General features: G+C 69.4%; 12 protein-coding genes and 1 other RNA gene. 12 read left to right on the top strand and 1 reads right to left on the bottom strand.

Annotated elements, in window-relative coordinates; translation table 11 throughout:
• Positions 1-250: 250 nt before the first annotated feature.
• The 8 genes from glmU to H587_RS20020 all read left to right on the top strand — a co-directional run bounded on the left by glmU (position 251) and on the right by H587_RS20020 (position 10,457).
• The gene (gene glmU / locus H587_RS0116270) at positions 251-1,624 is read left to right on the top strand and encodes a bifunctional UDP-N-acetylglucosamine diphosphorylase/glucosamine-1-phosphate N-acetyltransferase GlmU (RefSeq protein ID WP_027177132.1); all 1,374 of its coding nucleotides are present in this window, start codon (positions 251-253) and stop codon (positions 1,622-1,624) included.
• 31 nt (positions 1,625-1,655) lie between these two features.
• Positions 1,656-1,832 carry a hypothetical protein gene (locus H587_RS20915; RefSeq protein WP_169432800.1) on the top strand — a complete coding sequence of 59 codons (177 nt, stop codon included), beginning with the start codon at positions 1,656-1,658 and terminating at the stop codon, positions 1,830-1,832.
• A gap of 12 nt (positions 1,833-1,844) precedes the next feature.
• Entirely contained in the window at positions 1,845-2,105 is a 261-nt protein-coding gene (locus H587_RS0116280; protein ID WP_027177133.1) for a cell division protein ZapA, read from the top strand.
• A gap of 18 nt (positions 2,106-2,123) precedes the next feature.
• Positions 2,124-2,305, top strand: a non-coding RNA gene (ssrS, locus tag H587_RS20410) — 6S RNA.
• Between the two features lie 213 nt (positions 2,306-2,518).
• Positions 2,519-4,075 (top strand): ribonuclease Y, encoded by a 1,557-nt coding sequence (rny, locus tag H587_RS0116285; protein ID WP_027177134.1) that lies wholly within the window; start codon positions 2,519-2,521, stop codon positions 4,073-4,075.
• A 153-nt stretch (positions 4,076-4,228) separates the two neighbouring features.
• A complete protein-coding gene (locus H587_RS20010) occupies positions 4,229-6,214 on the top strand; it encodes a PAS domain S-box protein (RefSeq protein ID WP_051203079.1) in 1,986 nt (661 codons plus the stop codon).
• On the top strand, positions 6,127-7,203 hold the full coding sequence (locus tag H587_RS20015) for a response regulator (RefSeq protein WP_169432801.1): 1,077 nt from the start codon (positions 6,127-6,129) through the stop codon (positions 7,201-7,203). The genes H587_RS20010 and H587_RS20015 overlap by 88 nt, the downstream gene beginning before the upstream one ends.
• 113 nt (positions 7,204-7,316) lie before the next feature.
• Positions 7,317-10,457 carry a bifunctional diguanylate cyclase/phosphodiesterase gene (locus tag H587_RS20020; RefSeq protein ID WP_051203081.1) on the top strand — a complete coding sequence of 1,047 codons (3,141 nt, stop codon included), beginning with the start codon at positions 7,317-7,319 and terminating at the stop codon, positions 10,455-10,457.
• Positions 10,458-10,598: 141 nt separating this feature from the next.
• Here the strand turns inward: H587_RS20020 and H587_RS19325 are convergent, their stop codons facing one another.
• Positions 10,599-10,946 (bottom strand): MliC family protein, encoded by a 348-nt coding sequence (locus H587_RS19325; protein WP_051203082.1) that lies wholly within the window; start codon positions 10,944-10,946, stop codon positions 10,599-10,601.
• 91 nt (positions 10,947-11,037) lie between these two features.
• Here H587_RS19325 and H587_RS0116310 point away from each other — a divergent pair, with 91 nt between their 5' ends.
• The 4 genes from H587_RS0116310 (at position 11,038) to H587_RS0116325 (ending at position 15,317) form a co-directional block, all read left to right on the top strand.
• On the top strand, positions 11,038-11,805 hold the full coding sequence (locus H587_RS0116310; RefSeq protein ID WP_027177135.1) for a TIGR00282 family metallophosphoesterase: 768 nt from the start codon (positions 11,038-11,040) through the stop codon (positions 11,803-11,805).
• A gap of 126 nt (positions 11,806-11,931) precedes the next feature.
• On the top strand, positions 11,932-13,206 hold the full coding sequence (gene tyrS / locus H587_RS0116315; RefSeq protein WP_027177136.1) for a tyrosine--tRNA ligase: 1,275 nt from the start codon (positions 11,932-11,934) through the stop codon (positions 13,204-13,206).
• A 57-nt stretch (positions 13,207-13,263) separates the two neighbouring features.
• Entirely contained in the window at positions 13,264-13,899 is a 636-nt protein-coding gene (locus H587_RS0116320) for a DedA family protein (RefSeq protein ID WP_051203083.1), read from the top strand.
• Between the two features lie 170 nt (positions 13,900-14,069).
• Positions 14,070-15,317 (top strand): HD-GYP domain-containing protein, encoded by a 1,248-nt coding sequence (locus H587_RS0116325; RefSeq protein ID WP_027177138.1) that lies wholly within the window; start codon positions 14,070-14,072, stop codon positions 15,315-15,317.
• Positions 15,318-15,490: the final 173 nt, after the last annotated feature.

The following is a 15,490-nucleotide window of genomic DNA, read 5'->3' on the forward strand; positions in this document are numbered from 1 at the left end:
AGCCTCCCCGTCTTTCTGTAACGCCCCGAAGGGGCCTGTCCTGCAAAAGGGTGACGGGCTCTCGTCCCGCCCCCTTCGGGGGGCTTCAGAAAGGCAAAAGGCGGGAGTCTCTTGGCTGTTCTATGGACCGCCGAAGGCGGGCGAAGCCGGGAGCTTTTTTGCCTTTCTATGACCCCCCGAAGGGGGATGGCGGGGCGGGGGGGATTGGAGTATGCTTCGCGCGGCGAAAACAGCCGCACAAGGAGCGACCATGCCGCATCACGACGCAGCCGCCCTGGTTCTTGCCGCGGGCAAGGGCACGCGCATGCATTCGGACAAGCCCAAGGTCCTGCACACGCTTCTGAACGAGCCCATGCTCGGCTATGTTTTCGCGGCCCTGGAGCCGCTGTTCGGCCCGGCCGTGCTCACGGTGGTGGGCTTCGGCGCGGATCAGGTCCGCCGGGCCTATCCCGGGCGCGAGGCGACCTTCGTGACCCAGACCGAACAGCTCGGCACGGGCCACGCGCTCCAGACCGCGCTCGGCGCGCTGCGCAAGCTGGGCCGGGCGCACTGCCTGGTGGTCAACGGCGACACCCCGCTGCTGGAGTCGGACGCAGTGGAGCGCTTCCTGGCCGAGAGCGCGGGCGCGGACGTGGCCTTCGCCACCATCACGCCCGAACACCCCGGGGCCTTCGGCCGGGTCATCCGCGACGCGGACGACCGGGTCACGGCCATCGTGGAGGCCAAGGATCTCGACCCGACGAAGCACGGCGACCCCCGGGAGGTCAACGCGGGCGTGTATTTCCTGCGCCTGGAGGCGGTGACGCCGCTGCTGGACAGGCTGACCAACGCCAACAAGAGCGGCGAGTACTACATCACGGACCTCATCGGACTGGCCCGCGAGGCCGGGCTCTCGGTGGAGGGCGTGCGCTGCGGCGACGACGTGAACCTCATGGGCATCAACTCGCCCCTGGAGCTGGCCGAGGCCGAGGAACATCTCCGGCGGCGCATCCTGCGCGGCTGGCAGGCGCGGGGCGTGCTCATCCACCGGCCGGAGCTGGTGAGCGTGGGCCCGGGGGTGAAGCTGGAGCCCGGCTGCGAGCTGCGCGGCCCCTGCGAGCTGTACGGGACCACGAGCGTGGCCCGGGGCGCGAAGGTGGGCTCGCACTGCGTGCTGACGGATTCGAGCGTGGCCGAAAACGCCCTGGTGCGCGAGTTCTGCCACCTGGAGCAGGCCCAGGTGGGGCCGGAGTGCCAGGTGGGGCCGTATGCCCGGCTGCGTCCGGGCGCGGTGCTGGAGCAGGCCGCGCGGGTGGGCAACTTCGTGGAGATGAAGAAGGCGACCCTGCGCAAGGGGGCCAAGGCCAACCACCTGACCTACCTGGGCGACGCCGAGGTGGGCGAGAAGGCCAACGTGGGCGCGGGAACCATCACCTGCAACTACGACGGGAAAAACAAGTTCCGCACCGAGATCGGGGCCGGGGCCTTCATCGGCTCGAACACGGCCCTGGTGGCGCCGGTGACCGTGGGCGAGAACGCCTTGGTGGGAGCCGGTTCGGTGATCACCAAGGACGTGCCCGCCGGAGAGCTGGCCATCGCCCGCGGACGACAGACGAACATGAAGCGACGCAACAAGGCGTCTTGATTTTGACGCCTGAAGGGATTAGAGGATGCATATGGAACCGATCGCCCAACTGGAGAGCCGTTTCGAGGCCATGCTCGAGAGGATCAAGACCCTGGAGCAGGAAAACACGACCCTCCGGCAGGCATTGGAGAATGAATCGGCGGGCAGGCGCGACGTGCAGGAGCGTGTCGAGAACCTGCTCAGGAAAATCGAGACGGAGCTGGGGTAGCGGTCCGCGAACATGCCGCGATACACGCTGACCCTGCTCGGCCTCGAGATCACCTTCAAGACCGATGCGGACAATGGCCGCATCGAAGCCGCCCGGACGCTCATCGAAGACCGCTTCGCGGAACTGGTGCGCAACGGCGGCAATATCAGCAAGGAAAAGTTGCTGACGTTCCTGGCCCTCGGCTTGGCGGACGACTATCTCGAGTCCGAGTCCAAACTGAGGCGGCTGGAAGCCCGAATCAGCGGGATGCTGGAGAAAACGCCGGGACGCTGACGTCCCGGAAGCGGTGCCATAACCCTGGGGAGTTCGTGATCGTCCGGCGGTTCCTGAGCCAATGAGATGATAAAGGGAGTCCGCCCAGTCCCGGCCCGTGTGCAGACCCGCCCAGCGCGGGGAGCCTGACGGCCCGGAGGTGGAGCCCACCTGGGAAACCAGGTTCAGAACCCACGACGACACGGCTGCCCGGGGCACAGTATAGAGCCGAGGGATTTCTCTCCCCCGGACCCGGCGCGGGCGCTCACGCCGCGCTGCCGCGAAGACTCCCCCGGCCTCCACGCTCCGGCGCACCTTCCGCGCGGAATCGTCACCTTTCCTTGCCACCACGCCGCCGCAAGCGGCGCGCACCCCGGCGTTTGTTGGGAATTTCCGGGCCTCGCGGTCCGTTCACCCATACAGGAGCAATCGACATGATCACTTCCATCCTCATGGCCGGGGCCGCCGCCGTCATCGGCGTGGCCACCGGTTTCGCCCTCAACGCATACATCGCCAACAAACGCAACGACGACGCCCGGGGACTGGCCGAACGCATCGTGGAGGAGGCCCGCAAGGAGGCCGAGGCCATGAAGAAGGAGATCCGTCTCCAGGCCCAGGACGAGGTCTTCCACCTGAAGAAGGAACAGGAGGCCGAGTTCAAGAGCCGGGACCACGACCTGAAACGCCAGGAGTCGCGCCTCCAGGAGAAGGAGGAGCGCCTCGAAAGCAAGCTGGAGAAGCTGGCCCAGAAGGAGTCCGAGGTCATCGAGCTGCAGAAGAAGCTCATCACCCAGGAGAAGAACCTGGAGGAGATGACCGGCGAGATCGAGTCCAAGGCCGAGGAGCAGGAACGCATGCTCCAGGAGATTTCCGGCCTGACCCGCGAGGAGGCCAAGGAGCGCCTGCTCACGGAGATCGAGTCCAAGACCCGCCACGAGGCCGCCAAGATGGTCCGGCTCATCGAGACCGAGGCCCGCGAGGTGGCCGCCAAGAAGTCCAAGGAAATCCTCTCCCTGGCCATCCAGCGCTACGCGGGCGACTACGTCTCGGAGCAGACCGTCACGGCCGTGACCCTGCCCTCCGAGGACATGAAGGGCCGGATCATCGGCCGCGAGGGCCGCAACATCCGCGCCCTGGAGGCCGCCACCGGCGTGGATCTGATCATCGACGACACCCCGGAGACCGTGGTGCTCTCGGCCTACAGCCCGCTCAAGCGCGAGGTGGCCAAGCAGGCCCTGGAGCGGCTCATCCATGACGGCCGCATCCACCCGGCGCGCATCGAGGACATCGTGCGCAAGGTCGAGCAGGAGATGGACGTCAAGCTGCGGGAGATCGGCGAGCAGGCCACCTTCGACGTGGGCGTGCACGGCATCCATCCCGAACTCGTCCGCCTGCTGGGCCAGCTGCACTACCGCACGAGCTTCTCCCAGAACGTGCTCCAGCACTCCCTGGAAGTGGCCTTCCTCTGCGGCGTGATGGCCGCCGAGCTGGGCCTGGACGAGAAGAAGGCCAAGCGCGCGGGCCTGCTGCACGACATCGGCAAGGCCGTGGACCACGAGGTCGAGGGCCCGCACGCGGTCATCGGCGCGGACCTGGCCAAGAAGCACGGCGAGCAGGAGGACATCATCCACGCCATCGCCGCCCACCACGCCGACGTGCCGCCCCAGAGCATCCTGGCCAACCTCGTGCAGGCCGCCGACGCCCTCTCGGGAGCCCGGCCCGGCGCGCGCAAGGAGCTGCTGGAGAACTACGTCAAGCGCCTGGAGGAGCTGGAAGGCCTGGCCACCGGCTTCGACGGCGTGACCAAGGCCTACGCCATCCAGGCCGGACGCGAGATCCGCGTCATGGTCGACGCCGACCGGGTGAGCGACGACGAGACCCACCTGCTGGTCAAGGACATCGCCGAGAAGATCGAGAACAACATGACCTATCCCGGCCAGATCCGGGTCACGGTCATCCGCGAGAAACGCGCCGTGGGCTACGCCAAGTAGCGCGGCCGATACTCCGGCATACCGACGCGCCTCTTCCGGGCCCCGCCGCTTTTCGCGGCGGGGCCCTTATTTTTTCCCCGACACGCTTGTCGCGGCGGTCGTCCGATGGCATAGTCGATATTCTCCGGCGTTTCCTTCAACAGAGGTCCGTTCATGCCGAGACGCGCGACGCCGCTCCTTATCCTCCTGCTCCTGACGGCGCTTCTTTCCGCCCTGGCGGGGGTCTGCCGGGCCGGGGACTCCGCCCTGGCCGGAAAGACCGTGCGCGTGGCCGTGCTGAAAAGCTTCCCGCCCATGTACGACATCGACGAAAACGGCTTTCCCGACGGTTTCGCCCCGGAGGTGATCCGCCGGGTGCTGGCCAAGGCCGGGCTGACCCCGCTCTGGGTCCAGGAGGACGACTGGAACGGGCTGGTGAAAGCGGTGAGCGAGGGCCGGGCCGACCTCACGGCCCTGTCCCCCACGCCGGAGCGGGCCAAAATCCTGGACTTCGGCAAACCCTTCCTGACCTCACCGCCGGTGCTCCTGGTGCGTTCCGAAGGCTCGGGCATCCGGGACTTCACGGACATGGCCGGGAAGACCCTGGCCCTCATGCGCGGCAGCATCCTGCCCCCGGCCCTGGGCGGGCTGCCTGGCCTGCGCGTGGTGCAGGGCCTGGGCATGGAGCAGAACCTCTTCGCCCTCCTGGCCGGGGAGGTGGACGCCGTGCTGGCCGGAAAGTTGGAGCTGCAGCACATGATCCAGCGCATCGGCATGGAGCACATGGTGCGCTTCGCGCCCGGGCCGGACGTGGAATACAAGCGTTCCCTGGCCGTGGCCAAGGGCGACGCCGCCCTGTCGGCGCGGCTGGACCCCCTGGTGGAGGAACTGGTGCGCTCGCCCGAATACCAGGACCTGATCGAGCGCTGGTACGGCAAGCCCGTTCCCTTCTGGACCCTGGAACGCCTGGGCTGGACCCTGGGCGGCGGCTTCGCCCTGGCCCTGTTCGGCCTCTGGCTCTGGCACTACCGCCGCGTCCTGCGCCTGAACCGGCGTCTGGGCGAAAGCCTGGCCGCGGCCGAGGAGGCCCGCGAGGCCCTGCGTCGCACCGGAGCCATGCTCGAGGCCGTGGTCCGGGCCTCGCCCGTGTCCATCCTGGTGCTCGACCGCCAGGGCCGGGTGCGGCTCTGGAACCCGGCCGCCGAGACCATCACCGGCTGGAGCGCGGCCGAGGCCGCCGGGCGGATTCCCCCCCTGGTCCCGGAGGACAAGCGGAAGGAATACCAGACGTTCATCGGGCGGGTTCTGGCCGGGGAACAGCTCCAGGGCGTGGAACTGCTCCGGCGGCGCAAGGACGGCGTGGAGCTGATCCTCTCCCTGCACGCCGCCCCCCTGCGGGACGCCGAGGACCGGATCGAGGGCGTGCTGGGCATGATGCTCGACGTCACCGGCCGCAAACAGGCCGAGGCCGCGCACCGGGAAAGCGAGGACCGGCTGCGCCTGGCCCTGGACGCCACCCGCGACGGCATCTGGGACTGGAACCTGGAGACCGACGCGGTCTACCGCAGCCCCAACGACGCGCGCCTCCTGGGCTACGTCCCGGGAGAGATGACTTCCAGCCACGATGCGTGGGCCCGGCACATTCATCCCGACGACCTGGAGCGCGTGAAGACGGCCCAGCGGCGACACATCGAGGAGGGCGCACCCTACGAGATCCGCTACCGGGTGCTCGCCCGCGACGGCGTCCAGCGCTGGGTCTTCTCGCGCGGCATGGTCGTCTCCTGGGACGGCCAGGGCAGGCCCTTGCGCATGGTCGGCGTACACCAGGACGTCACCGGCCAGATCCAGATCCAGGAGGAACTGGCCGCCGCCAACGAGGAACTGGCCGCCACCAACGAGGAGCTGGTCCAGGCCAACGACGAACTCATGGCCGAGATCGGCCGCCGCCGCCAGGTGGAGGACGCCCTGCGCCAGGCGAGCTCCGCCGCCGAGGCCGCCAGCAGGACCAAGAGCGAGTTCCTGGCCAACATGAGCCACGAGATCCGCACCCCGCTCAAAACGGCATGCTCGGCATGCTCCAGCTCCTCAAGGACACGCCCCAGGACGAAGAGCAGCGGGAATGCACCCAGACGGCCCTGGACTCGGGCCGCCACCTGCTGACCATCCTCAACGACGTGCTGGACTTCTCCCAGATGGAGGCCGGAGCCCTCTCCCTGGTCATCGAGCCCCTGGACGTGCCCCTGGTGCTGTCCTCGGTGGAGAAGCTCTTCGGGCCGGTCTGCCGCAACCGGGGCCTGGTCTTCGAGGTCCACGCCGATCCGGATCTGCCCAGGCCCCTGCTGGGCGACCCGGCACGGCTGCGGCAGGTGCTCTTCAACCTGGCGGGCAACGCCGTGAAGTTCACGGAGACCGGCTTCGTGCGCATCGAGGCCTACCCCCTGCCGCCCACCCGGCCGGGCGAGGCCCGCGTCTTCTTCACCATCTCGGACTCCGGCGTGGGCATCCCGGACGACCGGCTGGGCGACATCTTCGAACCCTTCACCCAGGTGGACGGCACCCTCACCCGCCGCCACCAGGGCACGGGCCTGGGCCTGTCCATCGTCAAGCGTCTGGTGACGCTCATGGGCGGCAACGTGGCCATCGAGAGCGAACTGGGCGTGGGCACCTCGGTACACTTCTGCATCCGGGCCGAGGCCGCCTCCCGACCCTGGCGGCCCGCCATGCCCGCCGCGCCGGAAGTCCAACCCCGGCGGGCGCTGCGCGTGCTCGTGGCCGAGGACGACGCCATCAACCGCACCCTGGCCGCGCGCTTCCTGGAAAAGCTCGGGCACGTGGCCATCCAGGCCGAGAACGGCCGCCGGGCCATGGACATCCTGCGCCAGGAGCGCGTCGACTGCGTGCTCATGGACGTGCAGATGCCGGTGCTGGACGGCATCGCCGCCACCCGCATCATCCGCTCGGACCCGGACCTGGGCGACAAGGCCCGGGTGCCGATCGTCGCCCTCACGGCCCACGCCATGCTCGGGGACCGCGAACGCTGCCTGGAGGCGGGCATGGACGGCTACCTCTCCAAGCCCCTGGACCTGGAAGACCTCAGGACCGCCCTGCGCAAACACTGCTCCGAGACGTCGGCCTCGCGGAATCATTGAAACGCGCGGACTCCACCTTTCCATGAGTTAACGGGGGAAAGGTTGCTCCCACCCCTCTGGCTACCATACAATAGCCATTGGCGTCGTGGCCGCTCCACGATGAAGGGATCCCGATGTTCCCCAGAAAACTCAGCTCCGTGCTCATGCTTTCCGTGACCTGCGCCGTGGCCCTGGCCATCGGCGGCATGGTCCTCCACGCCTCCCGCGCCCTCTACTCCCAATCCCTGCTGCTGGAGACCCGGGCCATGCGCCAGACCACCTGGTCCATCCGCCGGGCCCTGGAGCTCTATCTGCGGAGCGGCGCGACCATGGCCCGCTCCCTGGCGGCCGGGGAGGACGCGCGGCGGGCGCTCTCCCGCGACCGGGGAACCCCCGGGGCCCTGCCCTGGGAATGGCTCGCCGACGAGACGCTCCAGGCCGTGCTGCTCTTCGACGCCCGGGGCGGAACGCGGGCCTGGGTCTCGGCCGACGGGCAGGCCCCGGCCGGGCCGGACCTGGGCGTCGAGGACTACGCCGGGGCCATCGCCTCGGGCCGGGAGAACTTCCTCTCTCCCGATCTGCGGCGCACGCCCGGCGGCACGCTCGTCCTGGTCCAGGCCGCGGCCGTGCGCGCCCCCGAGGGACGCCTCCTGGGCGGGGTGGCCGTGTTCACCCGCTGGGAGCCCTTCATGCGGGACTTCATCGATCCCCCGCGCTTCGGCGCGCGCGGCTCCTGCTTCATGCTCGACGCCACGGGCCGGATCATCGCCCACGCCCGGGACAAGTCCCTGCTGCTCCGGGAAATCCCGGACCAGTCCCTGACCAGGAGGATCCTGAGCCTTGGCAACGGCGAATTCCGGGGCGAGTGGGAGGACGAGCGCAAGCATTACGTCCTGGCCACCGTGCCGGAGACGGGCTGGGTCATCTGCGCCAACGCCTTCGTCGACGACCTGCTCCTGGCCCCGGAACGCGAGGGCGGCCTGCTGCTGGCCGCCGGCGCGGCGACGGTCCTGCTCCTGGCCGGGATCATCGCCCTGCTGGTCCGGCGGCTGGTGGCCCGCCCGGTGCGGGACATCGAGGCCTTCACCTCGGCCGTCACCCGGGGCGACTTCACGGCCGCGCTGCGCGGAAGCTTCCGCTGCGAACTGCGCGGCCTGGCCGGGAACATCCGGCTCATGGTCGCGGAGCTCAAGAAACGGCTCGGCTTCGCCCGGGCCGTGCTGACGGGCTTCGTCCTGCCCTGCGCCGTGGTGGACGCCGAGAACCGCCTGACCTTCGCCAACGGCCGCCTGCTGCGCATCCTGGGGCGCGAAACCTACGCGGACTGCCTGGGCCGCCCGTCGGGCCGCCTGCTCCGGGGCGACGAGGGAGCCCGCACCATCCTGCTCCGGGCCCTGGAGGAACAGCGCACGGTGACGGACGAGGCGACCTATCTCTCCTCTCTTGGCGAATCCCGGACCTGCACCGTCACGGCCATGCCCCTGACCGGCCTGGACGGGGAAATCCAGGGCGCGTTGGCGGTCTGGTTCGAGATCACCGAGCGCCTGGAACAGCAGCGGATCATCGAGGAGCAGAACACGCGCCTGACCGCGTCCGAGGCCCGCTACCGGGCCCTGTTCATGAACACCGGCATGGCCGCCCTGCTCCTGGAAGAGGACACGACCATCCAGCTGGCCAACGCGGAGTTCGCCGCCCTGGTGGAGTTGGAGCCGGACCGGGACGTGGTGGGCCGGAGCTGGGCGGAGTTCTTCCATCCCGAGGATCTGTCGCGCATGATGGAGGCCCACGCCCTGCGCCGCATCGACTCGGACCGGGCTCCGCGCTCCTACGAGACCCGCCTGCTGACCAGTTGCGGCGCGCTCAAGGAAGTCGCCATGACCGTGGCCTGCATCCCGGGCACCCGGATGTCCATCGCCTCGCTGGCGGACATCACCGACCGCAAGGAGGCCGAGCGTCGGCTGGAGCGCCAGGCCCTCTACGACCCGCTCACCGGCCTGCCCAACCGGCGGCTCTTCCAGGACCGCCTGCGCCAGGCCGTCGGCGTCTCGGAGCGGATCGGAACCCAGGTGGGCGTGCTGCTCCTGGACCTGGACGAATTCAAGCACGTCAACGACAGCCTGGGGCACTCCGCCGGGGACGCCGTGCTCCGCGAGGCCGCCGACCGCTTCGCCGGAGTCCTGCGCCAGGGCGACACCCTGGCCCGCCTGGGCGGGGACGAGTTCGGCGTCCTCATCGAGGGGCTGGAGGGGGCCGATCCCTTGTCGCGCGTGGCCGAGGCCCTGCTGGAGTCCCTGGAGCGCCCGTTTGCCGTGCAGGACGCCGAGGTCTACCTGGGCGTCAGCGTGGGCATCGCGGTCTGCCCGCTGGACGGCTCGGAACCGGAACGGCTCATCCAGAACGCCGACATGGCCATGTACCGGGCCAAGGAGCAGGGCCGGAACACCTTCCGGCTGTACAAGACGGAACTCAACGAACGCGCCCGCCGACGCCTGACCCTCAAGACCGAGCTGCGCCAGGCCCTGGCCGAGGAGCGTTTCGAGGTCTTCTACCAGCCCAAGGTGGAGCTGCGCGGCCACGCCGTGGTCGGCATGGAGGCCCTGGTCCGCTGGCGCGCGCCGGACGGTTCCCTGCGGCCGCCGTCGAGCTTCATCTCCTTCGCCGAGTCCAGCGGGCTCATCGTGGCCATCGACTACCAGATCCTGGAACAGGCCTGCCGCCAGGCCGCGCGCTGGCACGAGGCGGGATTCCCGGACCTGACGCTGGCGGTCAACCTCTCGGCCCAGCACTTCCGCCAGAGGGACATGCCCGAGCGCGTCCTGGACATCCTCGCGCGCACCGGGCTGCCCCCGGAGCGGCTCGAGCTGGAGATGACCGAGACGGCCCTGCTCCAGAACTTCCAGGCCGCGGGCGAGATGATGGAGACGCTCACCGCCCGGGGCGTGCGCTTCGCCCTGGACGACTTCGGCGCGGGATACTCCTCCCTGAGCTACCTCATGGCCCTGCCGCTCCAGAGCGTGAAGATGGACAAGAGCTTCGTGGACCGCATCAACGAGGCGGACGCGCGCGGCAAGACCCTGGCGCGCGCGGTGCTCTCCCTGGCCGACGGCCTGGGCCTGCCCGTGATCGCCGAGGGCGTGGAGACCATGGAGCAGTATCACTTCCTGCTCCGCCACTCCTGCCGCTTCGTCCAGGGCTACCTCTTCTCCCCGCCCCTCGCCCCCGGGGAATTCGAGGCCCTGCTCCTCTCGGGGGGAACGGCTTCGCCGTCCGCATAGAAAGAGAAACGCCAGGGGGCCTTCGGCCCGGTTCAGCAAGGCGAAAGCCTCTTCGCCTTTCTATGAACCGGCGAAGCCGGGAGCCTCTTCACCTTTCCATGAACCCCCGAAGGGGGCGAAGCCGGGCGCCTCTTTACCTTTTCATGAACCCCCGAAGGGGGCTCGCGTCGAACAGCTGACCGGCGCGCGGCGGCCGATGGTCCAGGAGGCCTGCTCGCCCTTGCCCCAGAACTCGTGTTTGCCGTCGGTGTAGCGGATGCCCGAGGCGGACAGGGCCCGGGGCAGGGTCAGGGAAACGCCGTCCGGGAAGGTCAGGATGACAACGCCGTCGGGACCGGCGGCGTTGTCGAACACCGCGCTGAAGGCGGTTCCGTCGTCGCAGGAGTAGGCATAGGGGCCGTGGACCGGACCCTGGCCCGGGGCCTCGCCTCCGGCCAGGGCCGGGGCGGACAGGAGCAGAAGCAGGCAGAAGGCGGACAGGCTGCGCATGGGCGGACCTCCTCGAAAGGAGGCTAGCACGGGGCCGGGGGTGGACGCAAAACCCTTGCCGGGAACCCCCGCGCCGTCGTACATCCGGGACATGCGCATCCTCTTCCTCGGCGACATCATGGGCCGCCCGGGCCGCAAGCTCGTGCTCGAACGCGCCCCGGAGCTCCGCCGCGAACTGTCCCTGGACCTGATCCTGGCCAACGCCGAGAACGCCTCGGCGGGCCTGGGGCTCTCGGCCCGCAACGCGGCCGAGCTGCTGGAGGCCGCGGACCTCCTGACCACCGGCAACCACGTCTGGAAGTACAAGGATCTCGTGCCCGTGCTCCAGTCCGAGCCGAGGCTCATCCGGCCGCTGAACTTCCCGGAGGCCCCGGGCCGGGGCCTGGCCGTGCTGCGGCCGCCGAACCTGCCGCCCGTGGCCGTGCTCAACCTCCAGGGCCGGGTCTTCATGGACCCCATCGACTGCCCGTTCCGCGCGGCCGAGGCGGCCCTGGCCGGGCTGCCCCGGGACGTCATGGTGCGGATCGTGGACTTCCACGCCGAGGCCAGCAGCGAGAAGATCGGCCTGGGCCTGTTCCTGGACGGCAAGGTCTCGGCGGTCATCGGCACGCACACCCACGTGCAGACCAACGACGCCGCGATCCTGCCCGGCGGCTCGGCCTTCCTGACCGACGCGGGCATGTGCGGGCCGTTCCCCTCCTGCCTGGGGATGCAGCCCGAGCCCGTGCTCCGGCGGCTCATGACCGGCCTGCCCGCGCGCTTCGAGGTGGCCGAGACCCCGGCCGAGCTGCGCGGCGCGCTCCTGGAGATCGACCCGGACACCGGCCGGGCCCTGTCCATCAAGGCCTGGAGGGGCTGATCCGGCCCCGGCGAAGCCCCCTCCCCGGGGTTTTACAATGCTGAAATTTTGTCCTACAGCTTGTCGCGACAGGGGGAGATCCTCGACCGAGAGGACCTCCCCCGGATCATTCAGAGAGGAAGAAAGATGAATATCTACGACGAGTTCAAGTGGCGCGGGCTGGTGCATCAGGTCTCCGACGAGGAGAAGGTCCGCGAGTATCTTTCCGAGCCCGGCCGGACCATGTACTGCGGCTTCGACCCCACGGCCGAGAGCCTGCACATCGGCAACCTCGTGCCCCTGCTCTCCCTGGCCCGGCTCCAGCGCGCCGGCCACAAGCCCATCGTGCTCCTGGGCGGGGCCACCGGCATGATCGGCGACCCCTCGGGCAAGGACAAGGAACGCGAGTTCTCGGCCCGCGAGCTGGTCCTGGCGCGGGCCGCGCGCATCCGCGCCCAGGCCGAGGCCTTCTTCGAGAAGAACACCGGCGGCAAGCCCATCGTGGTCAACAACTACGACTGGACCAAGGACGTGACCTTCCTGGAGATGCTCCGCGACACGGGCAAGCACTTCACCGTGAACTGGATGCTGGCCAAGGAGTCGGTCAAGGGCCGCATCGAGCGCGAGGACGTGGGCATCTCCTTCACCGAGTTCAGCTACATGATCCTCCAGGGCTTCGACTTCCACCATCTCTACGAGACCTACGGCTGCCGGCTCCAGATCGGCGGCGGCGACCAGTGGGGCAACATCACGGCGGGCACAGAACTCATCCGCCGCAAGGCCGCCAGCGAAGCCTTCGCCATGACCTTCCCGCTCATCACCACGGCCTCGGGCAAGAAGTTCGGCAAGAGCGAGAAGGGCGCGATCTTCATGGACCCGGCCCTGACCAGCCCCTACGCCTTCTACCAGTTCTGGCTCAACAGCGACGACCGCGACGTGGTCAAGCTGCTCAAGTTCTTCACCTTCCTGTCCCAGGAGGAGATCGCCGCCCTGGAGCGCGAGGTGGAGACGAACCCCGGCGCCCGCGAGGCCCAGAAGCGCCTGGCCGCCGAAACCACCATCATGGTCCACGGCCGCGACGTCCTGGACCGGGTTCTGGCCGCCAGCGAGGCCCTCTTCGGCAAGGGCGACATCCGCGCCGTGGAGCCCTCCCTGCTGCGCGCGGCCCTGGAAAGCGCCCCGGCCGTGAGCTACGAGGCCAGGAACCTGCCCGACCTGCCGCAGATGCTCGTGGATCTCGGCCTGTCGCCCTCCAAGGGCCAGGCCCGCAAGGACATCCAGGCGGGCGGCCTGACCCTCTCGGGGAACAAGATCACGGACCCGGCCCACGCGCCCGGCGATTCCGATTTCCTGGAAGGCGGTGTGCTCGTGCTGCGCAAGGGCAAGAAGAACTACGGCCTGGTGACGATCCGCCGGGCATGACGCCTTTTCTTGACCCCGGAAGCGGGAGCGCATAGTCAGGATTGCGGGAACATTACAATGGAAATGCTGCAGCACGTCATCGCGCAATACGGCTATCTCGCCCTCTTCCTCGGCACCTTCCTGGAAGGCGAGACGATCATGCTCCTCTGCGGGTTCGCGGCCTTCACCGGGCACATGGACCTGGCGCTGGTCATGCTCGCGGGCGGAGCCGGAACCTTCTTCGGGGACCAGCTCTACTTCTACATCGGCCGCTGGAAAGGCATGGCCGTGTTCGAGCGCTGGCCCAAGCTCAAGGGCAAGGCGTACCGCGTGGCCTGCCTGCTGCACCGCTACCGCTACGCCGTGATCCTGAGCTTCCGCTTCTTCTACGGCCTGCGCAACGTCACGCCCTTCGTCATCGGCATGAGCCCCATCAAGGCCTGGCAGTACTTCGGCCTGAACCTCATCGCCGCCGTGGTCTGGTCCGTGACCTTCGCCTCCCTGGGCTACCTCTTCGGCAGCGCGGCCGAGAGCGTGCTCCACGACGTCAAGCAGGTGGAGATGTACGTCTTCGGCGTGATCATCCTCCTGGCCCTCGCTGTCTGGGTCATCCGCAAGCTGCGGAGCAAGGCCAAGCACGAGGTGGAGGAGTGCGCCGCCCACACCCCGGCCGCCGGGGACGAACCGGTCCCGCCCAAGGACCACGAGGCATGACCTGATCCGAAGCCGATCCGCTCCCGGCGCGACCCGCCGGACCTCTTCCGATAATCATGGCCCCCGGCTCACGGGGGCTGTACTTTTTCAGGGACGGCATTCATAATCTCCCCGTGGGAGCCGGGTTCCCGGCCTCGGGGACAACCAGTCACGACAACGAGACTTCATCCATGCGCATTTCGCTCATCGACCTCATCTCGGCCCTCTCCGGCGCGCTCGACCTCGTCAGCCCCGCCGTGGTCGGCCACCACCGCCGCGTGGCGGCCATCGCCACGGCCCTGGGCCGACGCCTCAACCTCCCGCCCGCCGACATCACGGACCTGCGCCTGGCCGCCCTGCTCCACGACGTGGGGGCCTTTTCCCTCAAAAGCCGGCTCGACGCCCTGGTCTTCGACACCAACGACCTGGACCACGCCGAAACCGGCTGGCGCCTGCTGCGCGCCCTGCCCCGGCTCGAACGCCCGGCCCGGCTCGTGCGCTGGCACCACACCCGCTTCGACGACTTCGGCGACATCCTCGACGACCCGCGCACCCTGCTCCTCGGCAACCTCCTCAACCTCGCCGACCGCGTGGACGTCTCCCTGCGCCGCGACCGCGACCTGGACACCGAGGCCCGCGCCGCCATCCGCCGCATCGGCATGCTCCGGGGCCGCACCTTCGACCCCGAAACCCTGCGCGCCCTGGACGACACCATCGCCGGGAACGACCTGGACCCCGAGTTCTGGCACGGGGCCGTGCGCGACGCGCGCTGCACCGCCGACTGCCTGGAGCTCTCCCTGGAGGACGGCGAGATCCCCGTCTTCTCCCGGGCCTTCTCCCAGGTCATCGACTTCCGCAGCCGCTTCACCGCCACCCACTCGCGCGGCGTGGCCGCCGTGGCCCACGCCCTGGCCGGGCTGGAAGGCCTGCCCGAGGACATCCGCGCCCGCGTCCTCCTGGCCGGAGACCTCCACGACCTGGGCAAGCTCGCCGTGCCCACGGAAATCCTCGAAAAACCCGGCCCCCTCGATCCCCGCGAGGCCGAGATCATGCGCCGCCACGCCGAGATCGGCGAGCGCGTCCTCTCCCAGGTTCCCGGCCTGGAGGATGTGGCCGAGTTCGGCTGCCGCCACCACGAACGGCCCAACGGACGGGGCTACCCCCGGGGCCTCGCGGGCGGCCAGCTCAGGCAGCCCTCCCTGCTCGTGGCCGCCGCCGACGTCTTCACCGCCGTGCTCGAAGACCGGCCCTATCGTCCGGGCATGACCCTGGACCGCGCCCGCTCCCTCCTGCGCACCCTGGCCGACGACGGCGACCTCGACACCCGGGCCGTGGACCTGCTCCTGACCCACACCACCCAGGTGGACGAGGCCCGCAGACAAGCCCAGGACGAGGCCCACAGGCAATTCACCGCCTTCGCCCCCGGCTTCGCCGCCTGATCGCGGCGGCCGGAAAGACTGATCCGGGGGCTTCCAGCCCCCGCCCCCCTGGCCAGAGCTGCGCCCTGGACCCCATAATGGCGCGGGATTTCGCGGCTCCGTCGCGCGCCGTCGGCCCGCTCGCCCCGCGAAATCCCGCGCCACGGTGGGCCATAAGAGAGCCGGAAGCCTCC

Origin of the sequence: Desulfovibrio aminophilus DSM 12254 (genome assembly GCF_000422565.1) — a bacterium.
Lineage (GTDB): Bacteria > Desulfobacterota > Desulfovibrionia > Desulfovibrionales > Desulfovibrionaceae > Aminidesulfovibrio > Aminidesulfovibrio aminophilus.